Consider the following 19,652-nt stretch of genomic DNA (forward strand, 5'->3'; position numbering starts at 1 on the left):
GATCTGGCCACCAGGCTGTGGACGTCAACCTTGTGGAAGCGTTGCAGGACATCCTGCGCGTGCTGGATTTCGGCTTCACGGGTTGCTGCATCCCAGCCAAGCGGCTCGGCAAGGGCCGCGGCGGACGTGGGCAATTACTGGGCCGACGTCATCCGGCCTACCTTGCGTTTCATGCTGCCGCTGTGCCTGCTGTGGTCGGCCTTGCTGACCAGCCAGGGTGTGCCGGCCACGCTGGCGGGCGGGCCCACGGCGGCGCCCGTGGACGCTTCGGTTGAATTGAAAGAGCAGAAGATACCGTTGGGCCCGGTGGCCCCGATGGTGGCGATCAAGCAACTGGGCACCAATGGCGGCGGCTGGTACGGCCCCAACAGTTCGGTGCCCTTGGAGAACCCCACGCCGTTTTCCAACTTGCTGGAAACCCTGGCCTTGATCCTGGTGCCGGTATCGGTGGTGTTCATGGTGGGCGGCCTGACGGGGCGGCGCAGGTTCAGCGCGCTGGTGTTCGGCACGATGCTGGCCCTGTCGCTGGTTTCGGCGGGCCTGGCGGTGTGGTCGGAAGCGCATTCGTCCACCTCGGCCGATATTGCCCTGATGGAGGGCAAGGAAGTTCGGTTCGGCGCCGATGCGTCGGCGCTGTGGGCCGCGCTGACCACCCAGACGTCCAACGGCTCGGTGAATGCCATGCACGATTCCCTGGCGCCCCTGACGGGCCTGGTGGCGATGAGCGATATGCTGATCAATGCCATCTGGGGCGGCATCGGTTGCGGCCTGCAGCAGTTCCTGGTGTACCTGTTGCTGGCGGTGTTCCTGGCCGGCCTGATGACAGGGCGCACCCCCGAGTTGTTCGGGCGGAAAGTCGAAGCGCCGGAAGTGAAGCTGCTGGGCATGCTGGTGCTGCTGCAGCCGCTGGTGCTGCTGGGTTTTACCGCGGTGACGCTGTCCGTGCCGGGCCTGGCGGGAAATTCCAACCCGGGCTTCCATGGCATCAGCCAGGTGTTCTATGAATACACGTCGGCCTTCGCCAACAACGGTTCGGGCTTCGAAGGGCTGGCCGACGCCAGCGTGTGGTGGAACGTGACGACCAGCTTCGTGCTGGCGGCGGGCCGCTATCCGGCCCTGATCGTTCCCCTGGCGATTGCCGCCATGCTGGCCCGCAAGCGCCGGGCGCCGGAAGGCGCGGGCACCCTGCAGGTAGAAACGCCCACTTTCGCGCTGACGCTGATCGCGGTGATCGTGGTGCTGACCCTGCTGCAGTTCATGCCGGTACTGGTGCTGGGCCCGGTGGCCGACCACCTGAGCCTGGTGGCGCATTGACGAGAAAACCATGAACCAGACAAGTTCCAAGCAAGTCGCGGGCAGGGGCCCGCATGGCCCGGATAGCGGCTTCGCGTCGGCGCTGGCCGATGCCTTCATCAAGCTGGCGCCGTGGCACATGATCAAGAACCCCGTGATGGCCGTGGTCTGGCTGGGCACGCTGGTGGCGGCCGCCGCCACGGCCGCCGGCTGGGCGACGGCCGGTTTCGGCAGTGCCGTCACGGTGATTCTGTTGCTGACGGTGCTGTTCGGCAATTTCGCCGAAGCCGTGGCCGAATCCCGCGGGCGCGGGCAGGCGGCTTCGCTGCGCCGGGCGCGCCAAGACCTGAGCGCCCGCCGCCTGGCCGATTCCGGAGCCGAGCAGGTGGTTCCGGCGTCCGAACTGCGGCCCGGCGACCGGGTAGTGGTGGATGCGGGGCAGTTGGTGCCGGCCGATGGCGAGATCATCGAGGGCCTGGCCACCATCAACGAGGCCGCGGTAACCGGCGAATCGGCCCCCGTGCTGCGCGAGGCCGGCACTGACCGTTCCGGGGTGATCGGCGGCACCAAGGTACTGTCCGACCATATCGTGGTGCGCGTCACGGCCGAACCTGGCAACAGCTTCCTGGACCGGATGATTGCCCTGGTGGAAGGTTCGAACCGCCAGAAGACTCCCAACGAGATCGCGCTGGGGCTGCTGCTGGCGGTGATGACGGCCACCTTCCTGATGGTGGTGGTCTCGCTGCCGTTCATTGGCGGGTTCGTCGGCGTACAGCCCAATGCCGTGCTGCTGGTGGCCTTGCTGGTGTGCCTGATTCCCACCACCATAGGCGGGCTGCTGCCGGCCATCGGCATTGCCGGCATGAACCGCGCGCTGCGGGCCAATGTGCTGGCCAAGTCCGGCAAGGCCGTGGAAGTGGCGGGCGACGTGGACGTGCTGTTGCTGGACAAGACCGGCACCATTACCCACGGCGACCGGCAGGCCACCGCCTTCCATGCCCTGGCAGGGGCAGAGCCCGCCCGCTTGTGCAGGGCGGCCCTGTTGGCCTCGCTGGCCGACCCCACCCCCGAGGGCAAATCCATCGTCAAGCTGGCCGCCAGCCAGGGCGAAGCCGGCGGCCAGCCTGACGATGCGCGGTTCGTGCCTTTTTCGGCGCAGTCGCGCATGTCGGGGGTGGATATGCCGGACGGCCGCATCATCCGCAAGGGGGCGCTGGATGCCATTGCGCGGCATGTCCAGGCGCTGGGCGGCGCGGTGCCCCACGAACTGGAAGCGCGCGTGGCGGCGGTGGCGCGCAACGGCGCCACGCCGCTGGTGGTGAGCGACGGCCGCCATGTGCTGGGCGTGATCGAGCTGTCCGATGTGATCAAGCACGGCATCAAAGAGCGCTTCGCGCGCCTGCGCGCCATGGGGGTCAGGACGGTGATGATCACCGGCGACAACCCGCTGACGGCGGCCAACATCGCGGCCGAGGCGGGGGTGGATGACTACATTGCCGAGGCGCGGCCCGAGGACAAGCTGGCGCGAATCCGTGCCGAACAGGCCGGCGGCCGGCTGGTGGCCATGGTGGGCGACGGCACCAATGATGCGCCGGCGCTGGCCCAGGCCGATGTGGGCCTGGCCATGAATTCGGGCACGCAGGCCGCCAAGGAAGCCGGCAACATGGTCGACCTGGACAGCGATCCGGCCAAATTGCTGGCGGTGGTGGAAATCGGCAAGCAGCAACTGATTACCCGCGGCGCGCTCACCACGTTTTCCCTGGCCAATGACGTATCCAAGTACTTCGCGATCCTGCCGGCGCTGTTCGCCGCGGCCATTCCGCAGATGGCCGCGCTGAACGTGATGGCGCTGTCCAGCCCGGCCAGCGCCGTGCTGTCGGCCTTGATCTTCAACGCCATCATCATTCCGCTGCTGATTCCGCTGGCGCTGCGCGGCGTGCGCTACAAGCCGTCCGGCGCGACGCAGCTGCTGCGCAACAACATGCTGGTGTACGGCGTGGGGGGCGTGGTGCTGCCATTCGTTGCCATCAAGGCGATCGATATGGCGGTCGCCGGCCTGTTCTCTTTCTAGGATGCAATCATGTCGACCGAAACCCTGTTGAATACCGCGCCCGGGCAATCCAGCGTGCATGACCGCAGCCTGTTGCGAGGCGCCGTCGCCATGGCCGTCCTGGCAATGCTTGGAGCGGGCCTGCTTTACCCCTTGGCGGGCCTGGGCATAGGGCAGGCCTTGTTCCCGGCGGCCGCCAACGGCAGCCTGGTTGAACGCGACGGACGCGTCGTGGGGTCGGCGCTGGTGGCGCAGCCCTTCGCGGATGCGCGCTACTTCCAGCCGCGCCCCTCCGCGTCGGGCTACGATGTCATGAACCTGGCCGGCAGCAACCAGGCCCGCAGCAATCCGGAAATGCGCCAGCGCATCGAGGCGGCGCGCGACGCGGTGGCGCGGCGCGACCAGGCCGATGCCGAGGCCGTGCCCAGCGACAGCGTTACCCAGTCCGGAGGCGGCATCGACCCGCACATCAGTCCGGCCAATGCCGCCATGCAGGCCGGGCGCCTGGCCGCGGCCCGGGCGCTGGCCCGCGCCCAGGTCGACGCCCTGGTGGCGCAGTTCACCGAAGGCCCGCAGTTCGGCCTGCTGGGACAGCCCCGGGTCAACGTCCTGCGCCTGAACCTGGCGCTGGACCGGCTTGGCGCGGGGCGGACAGGAGTACAGTGATTCGTTTTCGATAAGCATGCCGGGCAATGAAAAACCCACGCACTGAACAGGCCGATGCATTGCTGGGCGAACTGGACCGCCAGCGCGCCGGGCGCCTGACGGTGTTCCTGGGCGCGGCGCCAGGGGTGGGCAAGACCTACGCCATGCTGGCGCGCGCGCGCGAACTGCAGCGCCAGGGCGCGGACGTGCTGATCGGCGTGGTGGAAACCCACGGCCGCGGCGAAACCCAGGCCCTGGTCGACGGGCTGCCGTTGCTGCCCCGCAAGCTATTGCAGTACCAGGGCCGGCAGCTGGAAGAAATGGACCTGGACGCCTTGCTGGCGCGCCGGCCGGCGGTGGCGCTGGTGGATGAGCTGGCGCATCGCAACGCGCCCGGCAGCCGGCACGAACGTCGCTGGCAGGACGTGCAGGAACTGCTGGACGCTGGCATCGATGTGTACACCACTGTCAATATCCAGCACCTGGAAAGCGTCAATGACGTGGTGCACCAGATTACCGGCATCCGCGTCACCGAGACCGTGCCGGATTCGGTATTCGAGCGGCTGCGCGACATTCGCCTGGTAGACCTGCCCGCGCGCGAACTGATCGAGCGGCTCAATGCCGGCAAGGTATATATGCCCGAGCAGGCGGCGCAGGCCTTGCAGGCCTTTTTTTCGCCTTCGAACCTGACCGCGCTGCGCGAACTGGCGATGCAGACGGTGGCCGGGCACGTCGACATCGACCTGCGCGAAAAGCGTACTGCCCTGGGCCTGGACGGCCTGTCCATCCAACGCCACGTGCTGATCGCCATCGATGGCCGGGGCCAGTCGGAATACCTGGTGCGGGCCGGCGCGAGAATCGCCGAGCGCCGCGGCGCGCCCTGGACGGTGGTTACCGTGGACACCGGCCGTTCGGCCGGAGCGTCACAGTATGCCGCCGGCCAGAAGGCGGATGCCCGCACGGCGGGCGCGGCGGCGGGCGGGGAACAGCGCCGCCTGATGGAAATCGACAAGGCCTTTGCGCTGGCACGATCCCTGGGCGGCGACACCGAGATCCTGCACAACACCGATATTCCCCAGGCCCTGCTGGATGCGGCCATGGCGCGCGGCGCGCGTTCGATTGTCATCGGCCGCACCCGCGAAAGGCCGGTGGCCCGCGTGTTCAACCGCACGCTGACGCAGCAGTTGCTGCAGCGTGGCGCGCGCTACGAACTGACCATCGTGGGCACTCCCCAGGCCCGGCACCGGGCGGCGCGCCTGCCCGATGCCGGCGGCGGGCCGCCCACCGGGCGCGAAGTGCTGCAGACCCTGCTGGCCGGCGCTATTGCCACCGGCCTGGCGGCGCTGGCGGAACGGCTGCTGGGCCTGCAGGACTTGTCCATGGTGTTCCTGGTGGCCGTGATGCTGGTGGCGTCGCGCACCCGCATGATTGCCGCTGTCATGACGGCCGTGCTGTGTTTTTTGTCGTACGACTTCTTTTTCATCGAGCCGCGCTACACCTTCCTGATCAGCGCGCATCGCGGGGTGGCCACCGTGATGCTGTTCCTGGCCGCCGCGCTGATCGCGGGCCGGCTGGCATCGCGGCTGCGCATGCAGGTGGTCGCGCTGCGCGCGGCCAACACCCATGCCACGGCCATGCAAAGGCTGGGGCGCCAGTTGTCCCAGGCGGCCGACCTGGGGCAGGTGATCGCGGCGGGTTCGGCGGTGCTGCAAGCCACCTTGCATGCCCAGGCCTGGGTGCGCATCAATGGCGACGCCGGCACCGCGGCACCCGCCGGCCTGGACGACAAAGACCTGATGGCGGCCGACTGGACTCAGCGCCACGGCCAGGCCAGCGGCCGCTACACCGATACCCTGTCTCAGTCGGCCTGGTGGTTCCTGCCGGTGCGGTCCGACGCCGAGGTGCTGGGCGTGGTGGGCCTGCGGTTCCGCGCCGGCACCGGCCGCCTGCCGTTCGAGCAGCGACGCCTGGCCGAAAGCATGGTGGAAGACATCGGCCAGGCCGCGCTGCGCACACGCCTGGTGGCCGACCTGGAAGCAGCGCGGGTCACCGGCGAAACCGAGAGGCTGCGGTCCGCGCTGCTGTCGTCGGTGTCGCACGATCTGCGTTCGCCGTTGGCGTCCATGATAGGCGCGGCCGACAGCCTGGCGCGCTATGGCCAGGACATGGGGCCGGACGACCGGCAGGAGCTGCTGGCCACCATACGCGTCGAGGGCGAGCGCCTGGACCGCTACATACAGAACCTGCTGGACATGACGCGGCTGGGCCAGCAGGGCCTGACACTGGCGCGCGACTGGATAGGTATCGACGAACTGGTGGGCTCGGCAGCCCGGCGCCTGCAGCGCTACGAGCCCGGGGTGCGCATCGAACACGATATTCCACCTGGCCTGCCGCCCATTCATGTCCACCCGGCGCTGGTCGAGCAGGCCTTGTTCAATGTGATGGAGAACGCGGCGAAGTTTTCCCCGCCAGGCGAGCCCATCGGGGTGCGCGTGCGGCGCGGCCCGGACAGCCAGCTGCAGGTAAGTGTCTGGGACCGCGGGCCGGGCATTCCCGAAGACGAGCGGCGGCGCATCTTCGATATGTTCTACAGTGTAGAGCGGGGCGACCGCGGCAAGCAGGGCACGGGCCTGGGCCTGACGATCGTGCGGGGTATCGTGGGCGCGCACATGGGCAGTGTCGAGGCGCTGCCGGGCCCCGACGGGCAGGGCACCACCGTGCGCCTGACCTTGCCGTGGGGCGGCTACCCGCAACAGGAGACCGACACGCATGATCCCGCCGAGTGAATCCGGCCCGGCCGCTGCCGCGGCGGCGCGCATCCTGGTCATCGACGACGAGCCGCAGATCCGCAAGTTCATCGATATCAGCCTGCGGTCGCAAGGCTATGCGACACGCCTGGCCGGCACCGCACAGGAAGGCCTGACGCTGCTGGCCAGCCAGGGAGCCGACCTGGTCATCCTGGACCTGGGGCTGCCCGACAAGGACGGCGGCGAGGCGCTGAAAGAACTGCGGCAGTGGTCCAGCGTGCCCGTCATCGTGCTTACCGTAAGATCCGGCGAAAGCGAGAAAGTGGCGCTGCTGGACGCCGGGGCCAACGACTACGTGACCAAGCCCTTCGGCGTGGCCGAACTGATGGCGCGGATCCGGGCCCTGCTGCGGTCGGCCGTGGCGCAGGGCGGCGCCAGTCCGGTGTTCGACGACGGCACGCTGTGTATCGACCTGGCCCACCGCACGGTCAGCCTGCGGGGCCAGCGCGTGGCCCTGACCCGCAAGGAATATGCCCTGTTGGCGCTGCTGGCCGGCCAGCCCGGCCGGCTGGTGACGCAGACGCAGGTTTTGCGCGAAGTATGGGGCCCCACGCACGCCGACGATGCGCATTACCTGCGCATCCTGGTCGGCAAGCTGCGCCAGAAGCTGGGCGACCCGGCTTCGGCCCCGCGCTACATCGCCACCGAGCCCGGGGTGGGGCTGCGGTTCATTGCCAAGGACACGTCAGACCATCGCCTTGCCGTTCTTGCGGGCGGCCCGCAGGTCGCGCCATAGCGCCACGGCCAGCAGCACCAGGATGGCAGCCGAAATCACCGGCCAGATCAGAATATAGATAGTCAGCAACATGGCAATCTCCTTCAGGCGCGCGCCGTCTGAGCGGCAGGTTGGGCCGCGGGGGCCAGCATGGCTTCCTGTTCACGGTGGAACGAGGTGACGCGTTCGGACAGCAGGGAAAAGTCGAACCGCTCGCGATTGCGCAGGCTCAGGGCCACGCACAGCATGGCGCTGACGCCATAGGCGGTAAGCGATCCGGTCAGCACGATGTATTCGCGCAGCGTGCCCAGGAATACTGGCAGCATGATGGCGAAAGCCAGGATGCCCACGACCATCGCCGGGCGGCGGCCGAAGAATCCGAAGGTCATCAGGCCCAGCACCACGCCCCCGCCCACCGCGGCGCAGAACTCGAACACCAGCGCCACGGCGCCTTCGATGGGCACCAGTTCAAAGCGCACGATGGTGAACATGGCCACGGCCGCCAGCACCGACCAGGTGAAGGCGCGGTTGTCGACCCGGTTCCAGTAGAAGCTGGCGATAACCGGGAACACGATGGCTCCCCACAGGGCGCCCACGAACACCAGCATGACCAGGATGTCCAGCCGCAGGCTGGCGAACACCACGCCTATCATGGTGGCCACGATCATGGTGGCGCGGCCCCACCACAGCATGCGGCGCGGATCCGGACGGCCGGCCGCCAGGTTCTTGGCGTACACATCGGTCATGACGATGGCCGACAGCGCGGCCAGGTCCGAGTCGGCGGTGGACGACAGCGAGCCCACCACCAGGATGAAGAACAGGGCAATGCCCAGCGGCGACAAGTAGGTCGACGCCATCTGCGGAATGATGTTGTTCATGTCGCCGCCGGCGGGCTGCAGGCCGGTGAACAGGGCCAGCAGGCCCAGCATGCCCAGGCCGATGACCACCGCGCCATAGCCTATGGTGGCGGTGAGGAAGGTGGGCTTGATCAGGTCTTCGCGCACGGCGAACAGGCGCTGGGCGATGGTCTGGTTGCCAATGGCGTAGGCCAGCACCGCCACGAAATAGGGCGCGCCCTGTTCCAGGATGGCCTGGGTGGAATAAAAATCGGCCTGTTCCGCCGACAGCCGCCACATGTTGGTGTCCAGCAATTCCGGGCCGCCTGCGTTGAAGAAGATCAGCGGAATGATGATGACGGCGGCCAGGATCATGGCCATCAACTGCGCGAAGTCGGTCATGATCGACGCGCGAAAACCCGACCAGAAGGTATACGACAGTACGCCCAGGCCCGCGATCAGCACGCCCTGGATGAAGCTCAGGGGCGTCAGTACCGATACCAGCGCGCCCGCCGCCGTGAAATTCACCATCAGGCTGATGCAGCTGCCTATGATGTTCGACACGGCCATGATCATCTGGCTGGACGTGCCGTGCCGGGCATGGATGACCTCGGCCAATGTGTGGGCCCGGGGGGCCAGTTTGCGGAAGCGTTTGCCGAACGGGTAAATGAACAGGATCATCAGCGCGCCCCACAGCCCGTAGTGGATGGGCCCGGACAAACCGTACTTGAAGCCCGAGGTGGCGCTGGCGTAGAACGAAGCTGCCCAGATCCAGGTGGCGATCATGCTGGCCGCGGCCAGCCCGAATCCGACCGCGTTGTTCGATGTCATGTAGCCGTCGACGTTCTCGTTGCGCTTGCCGATGAGCAGCGACATCAGGAACGTGGCGGCATAAAAACCGACCAGCAGTATGACGGCCGTGGTGCCTGATAACTGGTAGAACTCAGCTTCCTGCATGGGGTGATCCTTGCTCCTTTCTTGGCGCGCGCCGTGGCGCGGGCCGCGTCCATGCCGATTCCGCGGGATGCGATGGGCGGCAGTGTCCCAACGGCATACCGAAACACGGGCGGGCGGCGTACGCGCGATCGCAGGCCTGCGCGGCCGGGCCGGGATCTTCCGGGCGCGCGGCCGAGCAGCATCAAGACACAGCACAAAGGTGCCGCGCTACCACAACGGGTTCAAAGACGGGAAGACTGCCCCGGTGTGGCTAAGCGATGAACCAGCCTGGTGGGCTGGCGGGTTGTTCCGCGGCCGAAATCGGCCGGGTATGTGTGTTTCGGCAAAAATGCCGGGCCGCTGTGCGCAGCCTTGTGGTTGGCGGCCAGGCCAGCGGGTGAGCTGGTAGCCACTTCGTAAAGATGAAAGAGTATAGACACATGTATACAGGCTGTCTACCTTTACGCCCGCCTTGCCATGTTCCGGCACCGGAGTGAAAATCGCGGCGTGGCGCACGCATGCCGCGGCAGCCGCCAGGGGAACCGCACGTGAAAGATGCCGGCAAGTACAAGATTTATTCCGCTACCGATTTCGGCGCCGACATCCAGGCCGACTGGCTGTATCGCTGCGCGATGAGCCTGCTGAAGCACCCCGTGGACGATGCCATATCGGAACAGCTGGCCCACATGGGCGAGGCTTCCGGGGCCGACCGGGCCTGGATGATCGAATACCGCCCCGACATGCTGCGGTTCTGCAATACGCATGAATGGTGCAGGGGGCAGACAGCGGCGTTCGTTACTGAACTGCAGGACGTTCCCACGACCCTGATCGCCTGGCTGCACCGCTACCTGGTGCAGGGTTGCGCCGTGGCCGTGCATGACGTGAACGTGCTGCCGCGCACGGCGCGCGTCGTGCAGGTGGAATTCCTGAGGCAGGGCAACAAAAGCGTGCTGAGTGTGCCGGTGTTCCAGGGCAAGACCTTATGCGGCATCATCGGCTTCGACACCACCGCCAAGTACCGGGTCTGGTCCGCCGCGGAAGTGCACGCCTTGTTCCTGTGCGCGGACCTTATCGGGCAGGCCAAGTATTCCAGCGGGCGCGAGCAGCGCGTGGCCTTGCACAAGAGTTCCGAGCCGCTTATTTACCTGAGCATGCGTGGCGTGGTGCGAGGCGTGCCGCCCGAGACCATCGTGGGCGTACGGTCCGCCGGCAACTACAGCGAGATCTGGCTCGAGAACGGATCCATGTTGCTGGATTCGCGCGCCCTGGGCATGTGGTCGACCTTGTTGCCCGAGAAAATTTTCTTTCGCATCCACCGCACCGCCATCGTGAATGCGCTGCATGTGATGGACGTAGACCGCAGCAGCGCCGACAAATGGGTGACACGGATGCGCACGGTAGACCATGCCTGGCCGGTCTCGCGTTCGTACCGGAAAGGCCTGCGCGAACGCCTGGGCATCTGAAGCGCAAAGCGCCGCGCGGCCCGGGCGGCATGCAGTTCGTCATACCGGCATGTTGTTTCGTACCGGCAATTTAGTCATTCACGGCAATTTTGGGATCATCTCGCCTGCGATGATGTTCCTGTCGCCCGACTTTCCTGAGAGAACCCGCATGCAGTCATCCCGTATCCTGTCACGCGCCTCCGTGGCCATCCTGGCCGCGGCCTGCGCATTCGGCATCAATCCGGCGCGCGCCGCCGACCTGGCCCTGAGCGACGCGGTGTCCATGGCCGGCATGCAGCTTTACCTGAATTCCGGCGCGCCCGCCGTGGTCGTGGCGGTGGTGCGCGGCGACGACACCGTCATCCAGGCCTATGGTGAAACGGCGCCGGGCAACGGCGTCGAGCCGGACGAGAACTCCATTTTCCGGATCGGCTCGGTGTCGAAGGTATTTGCCACCGATGTGCTGGCGGCGCTGGCCGCCCAGGGCAAGGTCGGTCTGACCGACCCGCTGTCCAAGTATGCGCCGCCGGGCGCGCAGGTTGGAGTGAACGGGCGTCCCATGACCCTGATCGACCTGGCCACGCATTCCGCGGGCTTGCCGCGCGAACTGCCCGACCCCGACGCCAAGCCGTCCGAGAACCCGTTCTCGGTATTCGACCGCGCCTATTATTGGAAGTGGCTGGGCGGTAATGCGCCGGCCTACGCGCCCGGAACCACCACGCTGTATTCCAATATGGGGTTCGGCCTGCTGGGCGATGCGCTGGCCAAGGCGGGCGGGGCCGATTATTCCACGCTGCTGGCCAACGAAGTGCTGAAACCGGCAGGCATGGCGGATACCGGCAATGTGCTCAGCGACGCGCAGAAGCCGCGCCTGATGGTGGGGCTGGACCCTTTCGACAAGCCCGATCCCAACGCCGCCGTGCCCGACATCATGTACGCCAGCGCGGGCATTTACTCTACCGGCGCCGACATGGCGCGGTGGCTGAAATGGCATTTGCAGGGCGCCCGGCAGTTGAAGCCCGACGCCTTGCTGGCGCATCAGATGTGGCTGCCCTATGACGGCCTGAAATCGGTGGTGGGCACCGAGGTGACCGACGCCGATGGCATGGGCCTGGGATGGGTTGTCAGCATGCCGCGCGGCGGCACGCCCTTGTTGCTGGGAAAAAGCGGCGGCCTGGGCGGCTTCATGAGCTACGCCGTGTTGTCGCCCAACCGGGACCTGGGCATTTTCGTGGTGGCCAGCCGCGTGAACTTCGGCATGTTCGACGGCATCCACGCCCAGGTGCGTGAACTGGCGGCCGAGCTGGCCCGTTGAGCCGGCGCGCGGGCGGCAAGATCATGCGCGCATTTCGCCGGGTGGCACTGCCGGCCTTGCTGGTGCCGATAGGCTTGGCGGGCGGGCCGGCCGCCGCGCAGGACGCCCCGGACCGGTTCAAGACCGAGATTTTCCTTACCCCCTACAGCGAACTGGGAGACGGGCGCGACGTGTACCCGCGCTTCAATGGCCGGGTGCTGGCGCTGGCCGGCTACACCAACTACTTCGGCATCCGCGACGACAACGGGCAGATTCCGCGTTCGCACTGGAGCAGCACGCAGCCGCAGGTGGAAGGCGCGTTCGTGCTGCAACTGACGCAGCGGTTTTCCATCCGCACCAAGGCCACGCTGGATTCCTCGACCGACGAAACCAAGGACAATGTCTTTTCCGACCTGGGCATGAGCCTGAACAATTTGTTCGCCGCCTACACCGCCGACAACTACGCGCTGTACGGCGGCAAGATGGACCTGGGTTTCGGCGATGCATGGCACGTGATAGACGGCCTGTACAGCGGCTTTACCCAGGGCTCTGAATTCCGCGGCTCGGTGGGCGTGGGCGGGCGCTATAGCTTCGGCACCAGCCGCTCCGGGTCGCATTCTTTCGCCGCCGCGCTGTTCAAGAGCGACGACAGCAGCCTGGACAAGCGCCTGAGTTTCGACGACGGCGTGCTGGATACGCCGCAGTCGCCGGCTTTCAGCGACCAGATGAAGTCGTTCATCGTGTCGTACGACTTTCGCAACCTGCCCGGCCTGGAAGGCGTGTCGGGCGGCATCGACGCCGGCCGGCTGCACGCCAAGCCCGGCTACGAAAGCGCCAATACGGTGTCGGCCCGGCTGCGCTACGACGCGCCGCTGGCCAACCAGTGGAACCTGGGCTGGTACAACGAGGCCACCTATTCAAGCGCCTTCCTGGGTACGCCGGTAGACAGTTTCAACGGGGTGACCTCGGCGTCGTTCTCGCGCGGCCAGTGGCAGCTGACGGTGACGGCGGCGGCGCGCAACCTGATGGGCGGCGCCGACAAGCTGGCGCGCTACGGCCTGCGGGACGGCTGGGATTGGGGGCTGTCCGGCGCGGTGACCTATGTGACTCCGATCGGGTTCATTGTGCAGGCGGGCGTTACGCGGCAACGCGACCAGTCGCTCGTCATCAACCAAGGTGTGTTCCGTGTTGCATATCAAGCGGAATTCTGAGGCAATCATGATCGACAAATCCCCCTTTATTGCAGTGGCGATTCTGCTGGCGTCCGGGTGCCTGGGCAGCGCCTGGTCGCAGACGGTGTCCATCGACCAAGGCGCCAGCCCGCCGGCGGATGCGGTAGCCATGCCCCAGGGCAGCCGCGAACGCGCGTTGCAGGCCTTGCCGGGCATCGTCGACAGCGTGATGCGGCGCAGCCAGGTGCCGGGCATGGCCGTGGCCGTGGTCATCGATGGCAAGACCGTATTCGCCCAAGGCTACGGTGTGCGCCAGGTGGGCAAGACCGATACCGTGAACGCGCAGACGGTGTTCCAGATCGCGTCGCTTTCCAAGTCCATTTCATCGACAGTGGCGGCCATCGAGGTGAGCAAGGGCACGGTTGCCTGGGACGACCCCGTGTCCCGCTACCTGCCGGGCTTCAAGCTCAGCAGCGGCTACGTGTCGGAACACGGCACGATAGGCGACTTCTTCGCGCATCGCAGCGGGCTGCCCGGCACGGCGGGCGACGACCTGGAAGACCTGGGCTTCAAGCGCAAGGATGTCATCAACCGGTTGCGCCTGCTGCCGCTGGACTCTTTCCGTACTTCGTATCACTACGCCAACTTCAGCACCACCATAGGCGCCGAGGCGGTGGCGGCGGCGGTGAAAAGGCCTTGGGAAGAACTGGCCGATGAATTGCTGTTTCAGCCATTGGGCATGAAGTCCACCAGCTATCACTTTCGTGATTACAGCGCGCGCGATAACCGCGCCGCGCTGCACGTGTACCAGAACGGCACGTTCCTGCCGCTGGGGCAGCGCAACGCCGACGAACAGGCGCCGGCCGGCGGGGTTTCGTCCAACGTGGCCGACCTGGCCGAATGGCTGAAGCTGCTGATCGCCAATGGGCAGTATCAGGGCAAGCGGCTGATCGCCCCGGAAGCGCTGCTGCCGGCGCTGTCGCCGCAGTCGTTCAGCGCGCATCCGCACGCGGCGGCCGACCGCCCCGGCTTCTATGGCTACGGCTTCAATGTAGGCATCGAACCGGGCGGGCGCACGTCCATGGGCCATTCGGGCGCGTTCCTGCTGGGGGCGGGCACGGCCTTCAAGATCGTGCCGTCGGCGGGGCTGGGCATCGTGGTGCTGACCAACGGCGCGCCCGTTGGCGCGGCAGAATCCGTGGTGGCCGAATTCGTCGACACCGCGCTGTACGGCAAGCCCGGGCGCGACTGGTTCGCCGCCTACAACGGCGCGATGCTGGGCTTTTTCGAGCCCCAGGCCGATTTGTCCGGGCAGCCGCGGCCGGCCCGGCCCGCGCCCGCCAAACCCCTGGCCCAGTACACCGGAAAATTCGGCAACGCCTACTACGGCCCCGCGGAAATCCAGGAAAGCGGCGGCGCGCTGACCCTGGTGCTGGGCCCGTCCGGCATGAAGTTTCCGCTGGCGCACTGGGACGGCGACACTTTTGCTTTTTCACCCGCTGGCGAGGCGGAATTGGTGGATTCGCGGGCCTCGCTGGTATTCCAGCCAGGCCAGGGCCGGGCCGGCGGGTTCGCCATCAAGTTCTACGATGACAACGGTCTGGGAAGCTGGGCCCGGCAATAAGGCGGCGGCCTAGAACCGGTACGCCGCCCGCAAGGTCAGCACCTGGTCGCGGTATTCCTTGTTGGCCCGCAGCGCGTACTCGGTTTTCAGTTCCAGCCCCTTGGACGTGATCATTTCCAGGCCAGCGGCCAGGTTGCCGTAGGTGCGCGGCATGCCCGACCGCAGCGAGAACGGCGCGGCGCCCGTGCCGCTCAGCTGCATGGTGGTGACCACATCGCCGCCGCGCAGGAAGCTGGCGCCGCCGGCGACATAGCCCCGCAAAGTGGTGCCGTCGCCGAGATCTTTGCGCCCGCCCAGTTCTATCATGGGCGACAGCATGTACGACGTGGTGTGGTTGCTGAACACCTTCAGGTTGAAGGGACCGGCTCCCGATTCCTGATAGCTTTTCTGCCGGATGTGGTTGATGTCCAGGTCCACATAAGGCCGCAGGTACCACGAGGGCCAGGAAAATTCGTAGGCCGTCCGCAGACGGCCCGCCACGAAGGTGGACTGCGGCTTGCTGTTGGCTACGCCGTCGAGCGTGTCGCGCGACATGCGGCTTTTTTCCACGCCGCCATGCACCGCTACTGACACCTGCCAGGGCGCGCTGTTGTACTTCAGCGCCAGTCCGGCGGCGTATGTGTCGCTATCGGCGCTCAGGCCGGATGCGGTCGTGTTGCCGTCGGCATAGCTTAGCGAGCCACCCAGGAACCAGTCGCGGTGGATCTCGTGCTGGCCGCCCAGCGTCAGGGCCGTCTGGCGGATACGGTAGGCTTCGTCGGCCGACGTGCCGTCGCGCCGCGTCCAGTTGGTGTCCACGCGCGCCCAGGTGCAATTGCCTTCGCGCAGCAGGGTGCTTGCGCCGATGAAGGCCGGGCAGCTCATCATGCGGTTCATGGCGGCGTAAGAGCCCTGCATCTGGTTGGCCGCGCGGGCGAACTGGCCGTCATGGGCCACGCGGTTCAGGGCTGCGCGGTACTGCGGCCCGTCCTGCACGGCGGTGAACTTGTCGAACAGTGCCGCCGCGCCCGCGCTGCCCTGGTCCCACAGGCCTTGCAGCGAGCGTGCAATATTGGCGCGGTCGGGCGACAGGCCCAGTGCCGCCGCGGTGAAATCGCCGTCCACGGCGATCAAGGGGTCGCGCCAGGCATCGGGCCCGTTGTTCTTGAGTTGATAGCTGAATAGCGGGCTGCCGCTGGCCACAGTGGGAATGCTGTTCTGCGCGCTGTCGAAATGGCCGATTCCCATCCATACCCCCTTGACGGGATTGCGCAGCACGGGCGCCAGGGTACCGCCAAAGGTGGCGGCGCCGGATACGGAAATGAAATCACTCTTGCCGCCGCCGAAGTCCAGGTCGGGGCTGTAGGTGCCGCTGTTGTTGAACGACCCTTCCAGCCGGGTGGTCTGGAAGGAGCCCGGGCCGCCGGGATTCAGGGTGCCGGCGTTGTCCAGGTTGCCCTGGAACTGCGGGCCGCTGTACAGGTTGCCGCCGGACAGGTTGTTGAATGTGCTTCCCTGGGCCATCAGCACGTGGCCCGACACCGTGCCGCTGTTGTCTACCCGCGTCTGGTTGGCGGCGTTGATGGCCGTGCCTGCCCGGATAATGCCGGCGTTGGTGATGGTGGTGGTAGACAGCGGAGACATGGACAGGATGGCTGTGCCGGATTCGCTGTTGGCGCCAAGCAGGGCGCCCTGGTCCAGCGTGATGGACACTGCTTGTCCGCCACCGTTTCCGCCGTTGCTGACGGCCACCAGGGCGGGGGTGTTGGCGGCGGCGGACACCACTTGCGCGGCCTGGCCCAGGTTGACGGTAATTTTGCCGCCCTGCATGGCCGTGCCGGCGGGCATGTCGTACTGATACAGCGTGCCGTCCTTGAAAACACCGCCGCCACCCACGCTCATGGCCAGGATGGCAGGCGCGTTCGCGCCGGTGGTTTGCACGGTTCCGCCCACGCCCACGTTCACGCTGACATCGCCGCCATTGCCCTGGCCGCCGGGCAGGCCGGCGTCCTGGATCAGGGCGGGGGTATAGCTGGCCGAAGACTGGTCGCCCGTGAAACCGCCGCCGCCGCCCACGCTTTGCGCAAAGACGCCTATCGCACCGTCGCCCGAGGTGGCGACAGTGCCCGAGACTGACACGTTGACCGCGCCGCCTGCGCCGCTGGCCGGGGACGCCGGGGCCTGCAATGTGGCCAGGCCCGCGCGGGTGGCCAGGCCAGCGATGCCGCCGCCCGCGCCGATGCTTTGCGCCACGATCCCGTGCGAATTGGTGCCGCTGGTGGCGATGGTTGCGTTGGTGTCCTGCGTGACGTTTACCGGGCCACCTGTGCCGGTCACGGCGACGCTGGAACCGAACGTGATGTTGGCGGGTGTGGCCGACGGCAGGCCGGCGTTTTCCTGCGCGACATAGCCCCCGCCTGCGCCGACGCTTTGCGCCAGCACGCCGAACGACAGCGCGCCGGCGGTGCTGATAATGTTGCCGCCGGACTGGGTAACCGTGACCGCGCCGCCATTGCCGGTGATGCTGTTCGATGGGAAACCGCCGGCCCCGAGTCCGGTGGCGCCCAACTGTATGCTGGCCGTGCCCTGCGCGGTATCGGAAGACACGTAGGCTATGCCTCCCCCGCCGCCCACGCTCTGGGCCAGGATGCCGGGCGATAGCGAGCCTTGTGTGACGATGGTGCCGGTGTTGCCTACAGAAACCGCGCCACCCGACAGCGTGGATAAGTTCGGACCAAACCCGCTTTGCGCATAGGCGCTACCTAAGGTGATGGCCAATGAACCTGTTTGCCCGATAGAGGCCTGGCTGGCGTTGTGCAGACTCAGTGCCGCCAGGCCGCCGCCTCCGCCGACGCTCTGGGCCACGATGCCGGCCGAACCGGGTCCGCGGGTATCGAGCCTGCCGCCGTGGGTAACGGCGGCCGATCCGCCGGTGCTGGTAACAAGAGTATCGGCCGGCAGGTTGCCCGTGCCGCCCAGGGCGATGGTCGAATCCACATTGCTCCACAGGTATAGCGGTTGATGCGCCAGCGATACGCCACCGCCGCCGCCCACGCTCTGCGCCAGAATGCCCGGCGCCTGGCCGCCTTGTGTGCCGATGCGGCTGCTGGCGGTGCTGGCGTCCACTAGCACGGCGCCACCTTGGCCGCCAGCGCCGTCCGTGCCGCCGGTACGCAGGTTCACCAACGAGTTCAGCGCCGATACGCCCTTGGTGCCCAGCAGATTGATGACGTGGGTGATCTGGTCCAGGATGGCCGGCGCCTGGTCGCCCGCGGCCGCGTCCAGCATGTCCTGCAGGTTTTGGCCGCTGCTGGCGGCATGCCCGCCACCGCCGCCGACGCTTTGCGCCACGATGCCGGCCGAACCCAGGCCCTGCGTGGCAAGCATGCCAGTGTGCGTTACCGTGGCCGGGGAGGCGGCGCTGCCGCCCCCATCGCCGCCGAAGCCGCCGTCGCCGCCCACCTGTTGCGTCACGCCGAACTGCGGCAGCCCCACCGTAAATACATTCTGGCCGCCGGACGCGGCGGCCTGGATCAGCGAGTCCAGGCTGCCCAGCAGGGACGATGCGCCACTGGAGTCGATGGCGCCCGCATTGCCGCCCCCACCGCCTATGCTTTGCGCCAGGATGCCCGGGGCATGGGCCCCCACTGTGGCGATACTGCCGTCGTTGCGCACGTTGAAGGCGCTGGCCGCGCCGCCGAAGGCGCCGCTGCCGCCCAGCGTGACGCCGGCGGACAGGTTCACCGTTTTCTTGACACTGAATTCGGGCCCGCTTTCCAGCCAGGTGGCGGCCTGCGCCAGCAAACCGGACACACTGGTGGGCGAACCCAGGATGTCGTTGAAGGATCCGGCATCGTGCGTTTGCACCACGCCCCCGTTGCCGCCACCGCCGCCCAGGCTTTGCGCCACGATGCCGGCGGCCCCCGTTCCTTGGGTGGCAATGTTGCCCGTGGCGCTGTTGGCCACTTGCACCGGCCCGCCCGCGCCACCCGCGCCACCCTGGCCGCCATGCCGCAGGGTGAATTGCACGTCGAACATCGACGCGCCTATCGTCGGGGCCTTCAGGGGCGCCACCACGGCGCCGCCATTGCCGCCGCCACCGCCTATGCTTTGCGCCACGATGCCGTGGCTTTGTTCGGCCGTCGTGGCGATGCCGCCATCGTTGTCGACCGATACCGGGCCGCCATTGCCCGCCCCCTGTCCGGCGCCGCCGTGGGTGATGGCCACGGTGACGGTGCCGGTCGGGTTGTCGCCAGTAGGCGGAGCGATGGTAATGGCGCGAGAATCGGCCAGGCCGCCGCTGCCGCCTCCGCCGCCTATGCTCTGCGCCAGCAGGCCCATGCTGTGAGGCCCGGCGGTGACAATCGAGCCCTGCTGCGCCTGCGAGAACAACACCGCGCCGCCCGAACCGCCGCTGCCGCCGCGGCCCCCGGTGGCCAGCGACACATTCAATCCCACGCCCACGCTCACGGCGGTGGCCGAGCCGGCGCTGCCGCCGCCACCGCCTATGCTTTGCAGCACGACGCCCGACGCATTGGCGCCTGCCGTGGCGACCTGGCCGTTGGCCGTCAATTGCACCTGCGCGCCGTCTCCAGCCGCACCGCCGCTGCCGCCGATGGCCACGGCGGTAATTACCCCCGTGGCATTGGCATCGCCGCCGTGGCCGCCGCCGCCACCTATGCTTTGCAGCACGATGGCGGCACTGTGGTCCCCGGCGCTGCGGATCGTTCCAGTATTGGTCATGGCGATATTGCCGCCTTGGCCTCCCGTGCCGCCGTGTCCGCCGCCAACCTGGCATTGGCGCAATCGGGGCTGGCCCGCGACAGCATCGACGGCGTGCTTTGCGGCTATGCCACCAC

General features: G+C 67.3%; 12 protein-coding genes. 9 read left to right on the top strand and 3 right to left on the bottom strand.

Annotated elements, in window-relative coordinates; translation table 11 throughout:
• The first annotated feature begins 30 nt into the window (after positions 1-30).
• The 5 genes from kdpA to LPZ50_RS08990 are packed head-to-tail and all read left to right on the top strand — an operon-like array spanning position 31 to position 7,531.
• On the top strand, positions 31-1,314 hold the full coding sequence (gene kdpA / locus LPZ50_RS08970) for a potassium-transporting ATPase subunit KdpA (protein ID WP_268903295.1): 1,284 nt from the start codon (positions 31-33) through the stop codon (positions 1,312-1,314).
• Positions 1,315-1,324: 10 nt separating this feature from the next.
• A complete protein-coding gene (gene kdpB / locus LPZ50_RS08975; protein WP_230660174.1) occupies positions 1,325-3,364 on the top strand; it encodes a potassium-transporting ATPase subunit KdpB in 2,040 nt (679 codons plus the stop codon).
• Between the two features lie 9 nt (positions 3,365-3,373).
• On the top strand, positions 3,374-4,009 hold the full coding sequence (kdpC, locus tag LPZ50_RS08980) for a potassium-transporting ATPase subunit KdpC (RefSeq protein ID WP_230660178.1): 636 nt from the start codon (positions 3,374-3,376) through the stop codon (positions 4,007-4,009).
• A gap of 26 nt (positions 4,010-4,035) precedes the next feature.
• Positions 4,036-6,774 (top strand): sensor histidine kinase, encoded by a 2,739-nt coding sequence (locus LPZ50_RS08985; RefSeq protein ID WP_230660181.1) that lies wholly within the window; start codon positions 4,036-4,038, stop codon positions 6,772-6,774.
• The gene (locus tag LPZ50_RS08990) at positions 6,758-7,531 is read left to right on the top strand and encodes a response regulator (RefSeq protein WP_230660184.1); all 774 of its coding nucleotides are present in this window, start codon (positions 6,758-6,760) and stop codon (positions 7,529-7,531) included. The genes LPZ50_RS08985 and LPZ50_RS08990 overlap by 17 nt, the downstream gene beginning before the upstream one ends.
• On the opposite strand, the gene LPZ50_RS08995 is transcribed toward LPZ50_RS08990, so the two are convergent.
• Both LPZ50_RS08995 and LPZ50_RS09000 read right to left on the bottom strand, forming a co-directional pair.
• Positions 7,481-7,603 carry a putative transporter small subunit gene (locus LPZ50_RS08995; protein WP_230660188.1) on the bottom strand — a complete coding sequence of 41 codons (123 nt, stop codon included), beginning with the start codon at positions 7,601-7,603 and terminating at the stop codon, positions 7,481-7,483. The genes LPZ50_RS08990 and LPZ50_RS08995 overlap by 51 nt on opposite strands.
• Positions 7,604-7,614: 11 nt before the next feature.
• A complete protein-coding gene (locus LPZ50_RS09000; protein WP_230660192.1) occupies positions 7,615-9,303 on the bottom strand; it encodes a sodium:solute symporter family protein in 1,689 nt (562 codons plus the stop codon).
• 527 nt (positions 9,304-9,830) lie between these two features.
• On the opposite strand from LPZ50_RS09000, the gene LPZ50_RS09005 reads away from it, so the two are divergent.
• From LPZ50_RS09005 to LPZ50_RS09020, 4 genes are all read left to right on the top strand, one after another.
• Positions 9,831-10,745, top strand: a complete 915-nt coding sequence (locus tag LPZ50_RS09005; RefSeq protein ID WP_230660195.1) for a GAF domain-containing DNA-binding protein — start codon at positions 9,831-9,833, stop codon at positions 10,743-10,745.
• Between the two features lie 148 nt (positions 10,746-10,893).
• Complete coding sequence (ampH, locus tag LPZ50_RS09010) at positions 10,894-12,039, top strand: D-alanyl-D-alanine-carboxypeptidase/endopeptidase AmpH (RefSeq protein ID WP_230660198.1); 1,146 nt, start codon at positions 10,894-10,896, stop codon at positions 12,037-12,039.
• A gap of 23 nt (positions 12,040-12,062) precedes the next feature.
• The gene (locus LPZ50_RS09015; protein ID WP_230660200.1) at positions 12,063-13,229 is read left to right on the top strand and encodes a hypothetical protein; all 1,167 of its coding nucleotides are present in this window, start codon (positions 12,063-12,065) and stop codon (positions 13,227-13,229) included.
• Positions 13,230-13,236: 7 nt separating this feature from the next.
• Positions 13,237-14,814: a serine hydrolase gene (locus tag LPZ50_RS09020; RefSeq protein WP_230660203.1), complete on the top strand. Its 1,578-nt coding sequence runs from the start codon at positions 13,237-13,239 to the stop codon at positions 14,812-14,814.
• Positions 14,815-14,823: 9 nt separating this feature from the next.
• Here the strand turns inward: LPZ50_RS09020 and LPZ50_RS09025 are convergent, their stop codons facing one another.
• Positions 14,824-19,536, bottom strand: coding sequence for an autotransporter outer membrane beta-barrel domain-containing protein (locus LPZ50_RS09025; protein WP_230660206.1), 4,713 nt, complete (start codon positions 19,534-19,536; stop codon positions 14,824-14,826).
• Between the last annotated feature and the right edge of the window lie 116 nt (positions 19,537-19,652).

This window comes from Bordetella petrii (assembly GCF_020991325.1).
In the GTDB taxonomy this organism is placed as follows: Bacteria; Pseudomonadota; Gammaproteobacteria; order Burkholderiales; family Burkholderiaceae_B; genus Bordetella_A; species Bordetella_A petrii_E.

Coding starts and splice junctions, on each gene's coding strand:
- LPZ50_RS08985 (WP_230660181.1), top strand. CDS start 4,036: ATGAAAAACCCACGCACTGAACAGGCCGATGCATTGCTGGGCGAACTG.
- LPZ50_RS09015 (WP_230660200.1), top strand. CDS start 12,063: ATGCGCGCATTTCGCCGGGTGGCACTGCCGGCCTTGCTGGTGCCGATA.
- LPZ50_RS09000 (WP_230660192.1), bottom strand. CDS start 9,303: ATGCAGGAAGCTGAGTTCTACCAGTTATCAGGCACCACGGCCGTCATA.
- LPZ50_RS09020 (WP_230660203.1), top strand. CDS start 13,237: ATGATCGACAAATCCCCCTTTATTGCAGTGGCGATTCTGCTGGCGTCC.
- LPZ50_RS08990 (WP_230660184.1), top strand. CDS start 6,758: ATGATCCCGCCGAGTGAATCCGGCCCGGCCGCTGCCGCGGCGGCGCGC.
- kdpC (WP_230660178.1), top strand. CDS start 3,374: ATGTCGACCGAAACCCTGTTGAATACCGCGCCCGGGCAATCCAGCGTG.
- LPZ50_RS09025 (WP_230660206.1), bottom strand. CDS start 19,536: ATGACCAATACTGGAACGATCCGCAGCGCCGGGGACCACAGTGCCGCC.
- LPZ50_RS08995 (WP_230660188.1), bottom strand. CDS start 7,603: ATGTTGCTGACTATCTATATTCTGATCTGGCCGGTGATTTCGGCTGCC.
- kdpB (WP_230660174.1), top strand. CDS start 1,325: ATGAACCAGACAAGTTCCAAGCAAGTCGCGGGCAGGGGCCCGCATGGC.
- ampH (WP_230660198.1), top strand. CDS start 10,894: ATGCAGTCATCCCGTATCCTGTCACGCGCCTCCGTGGCCATCCTGGCC.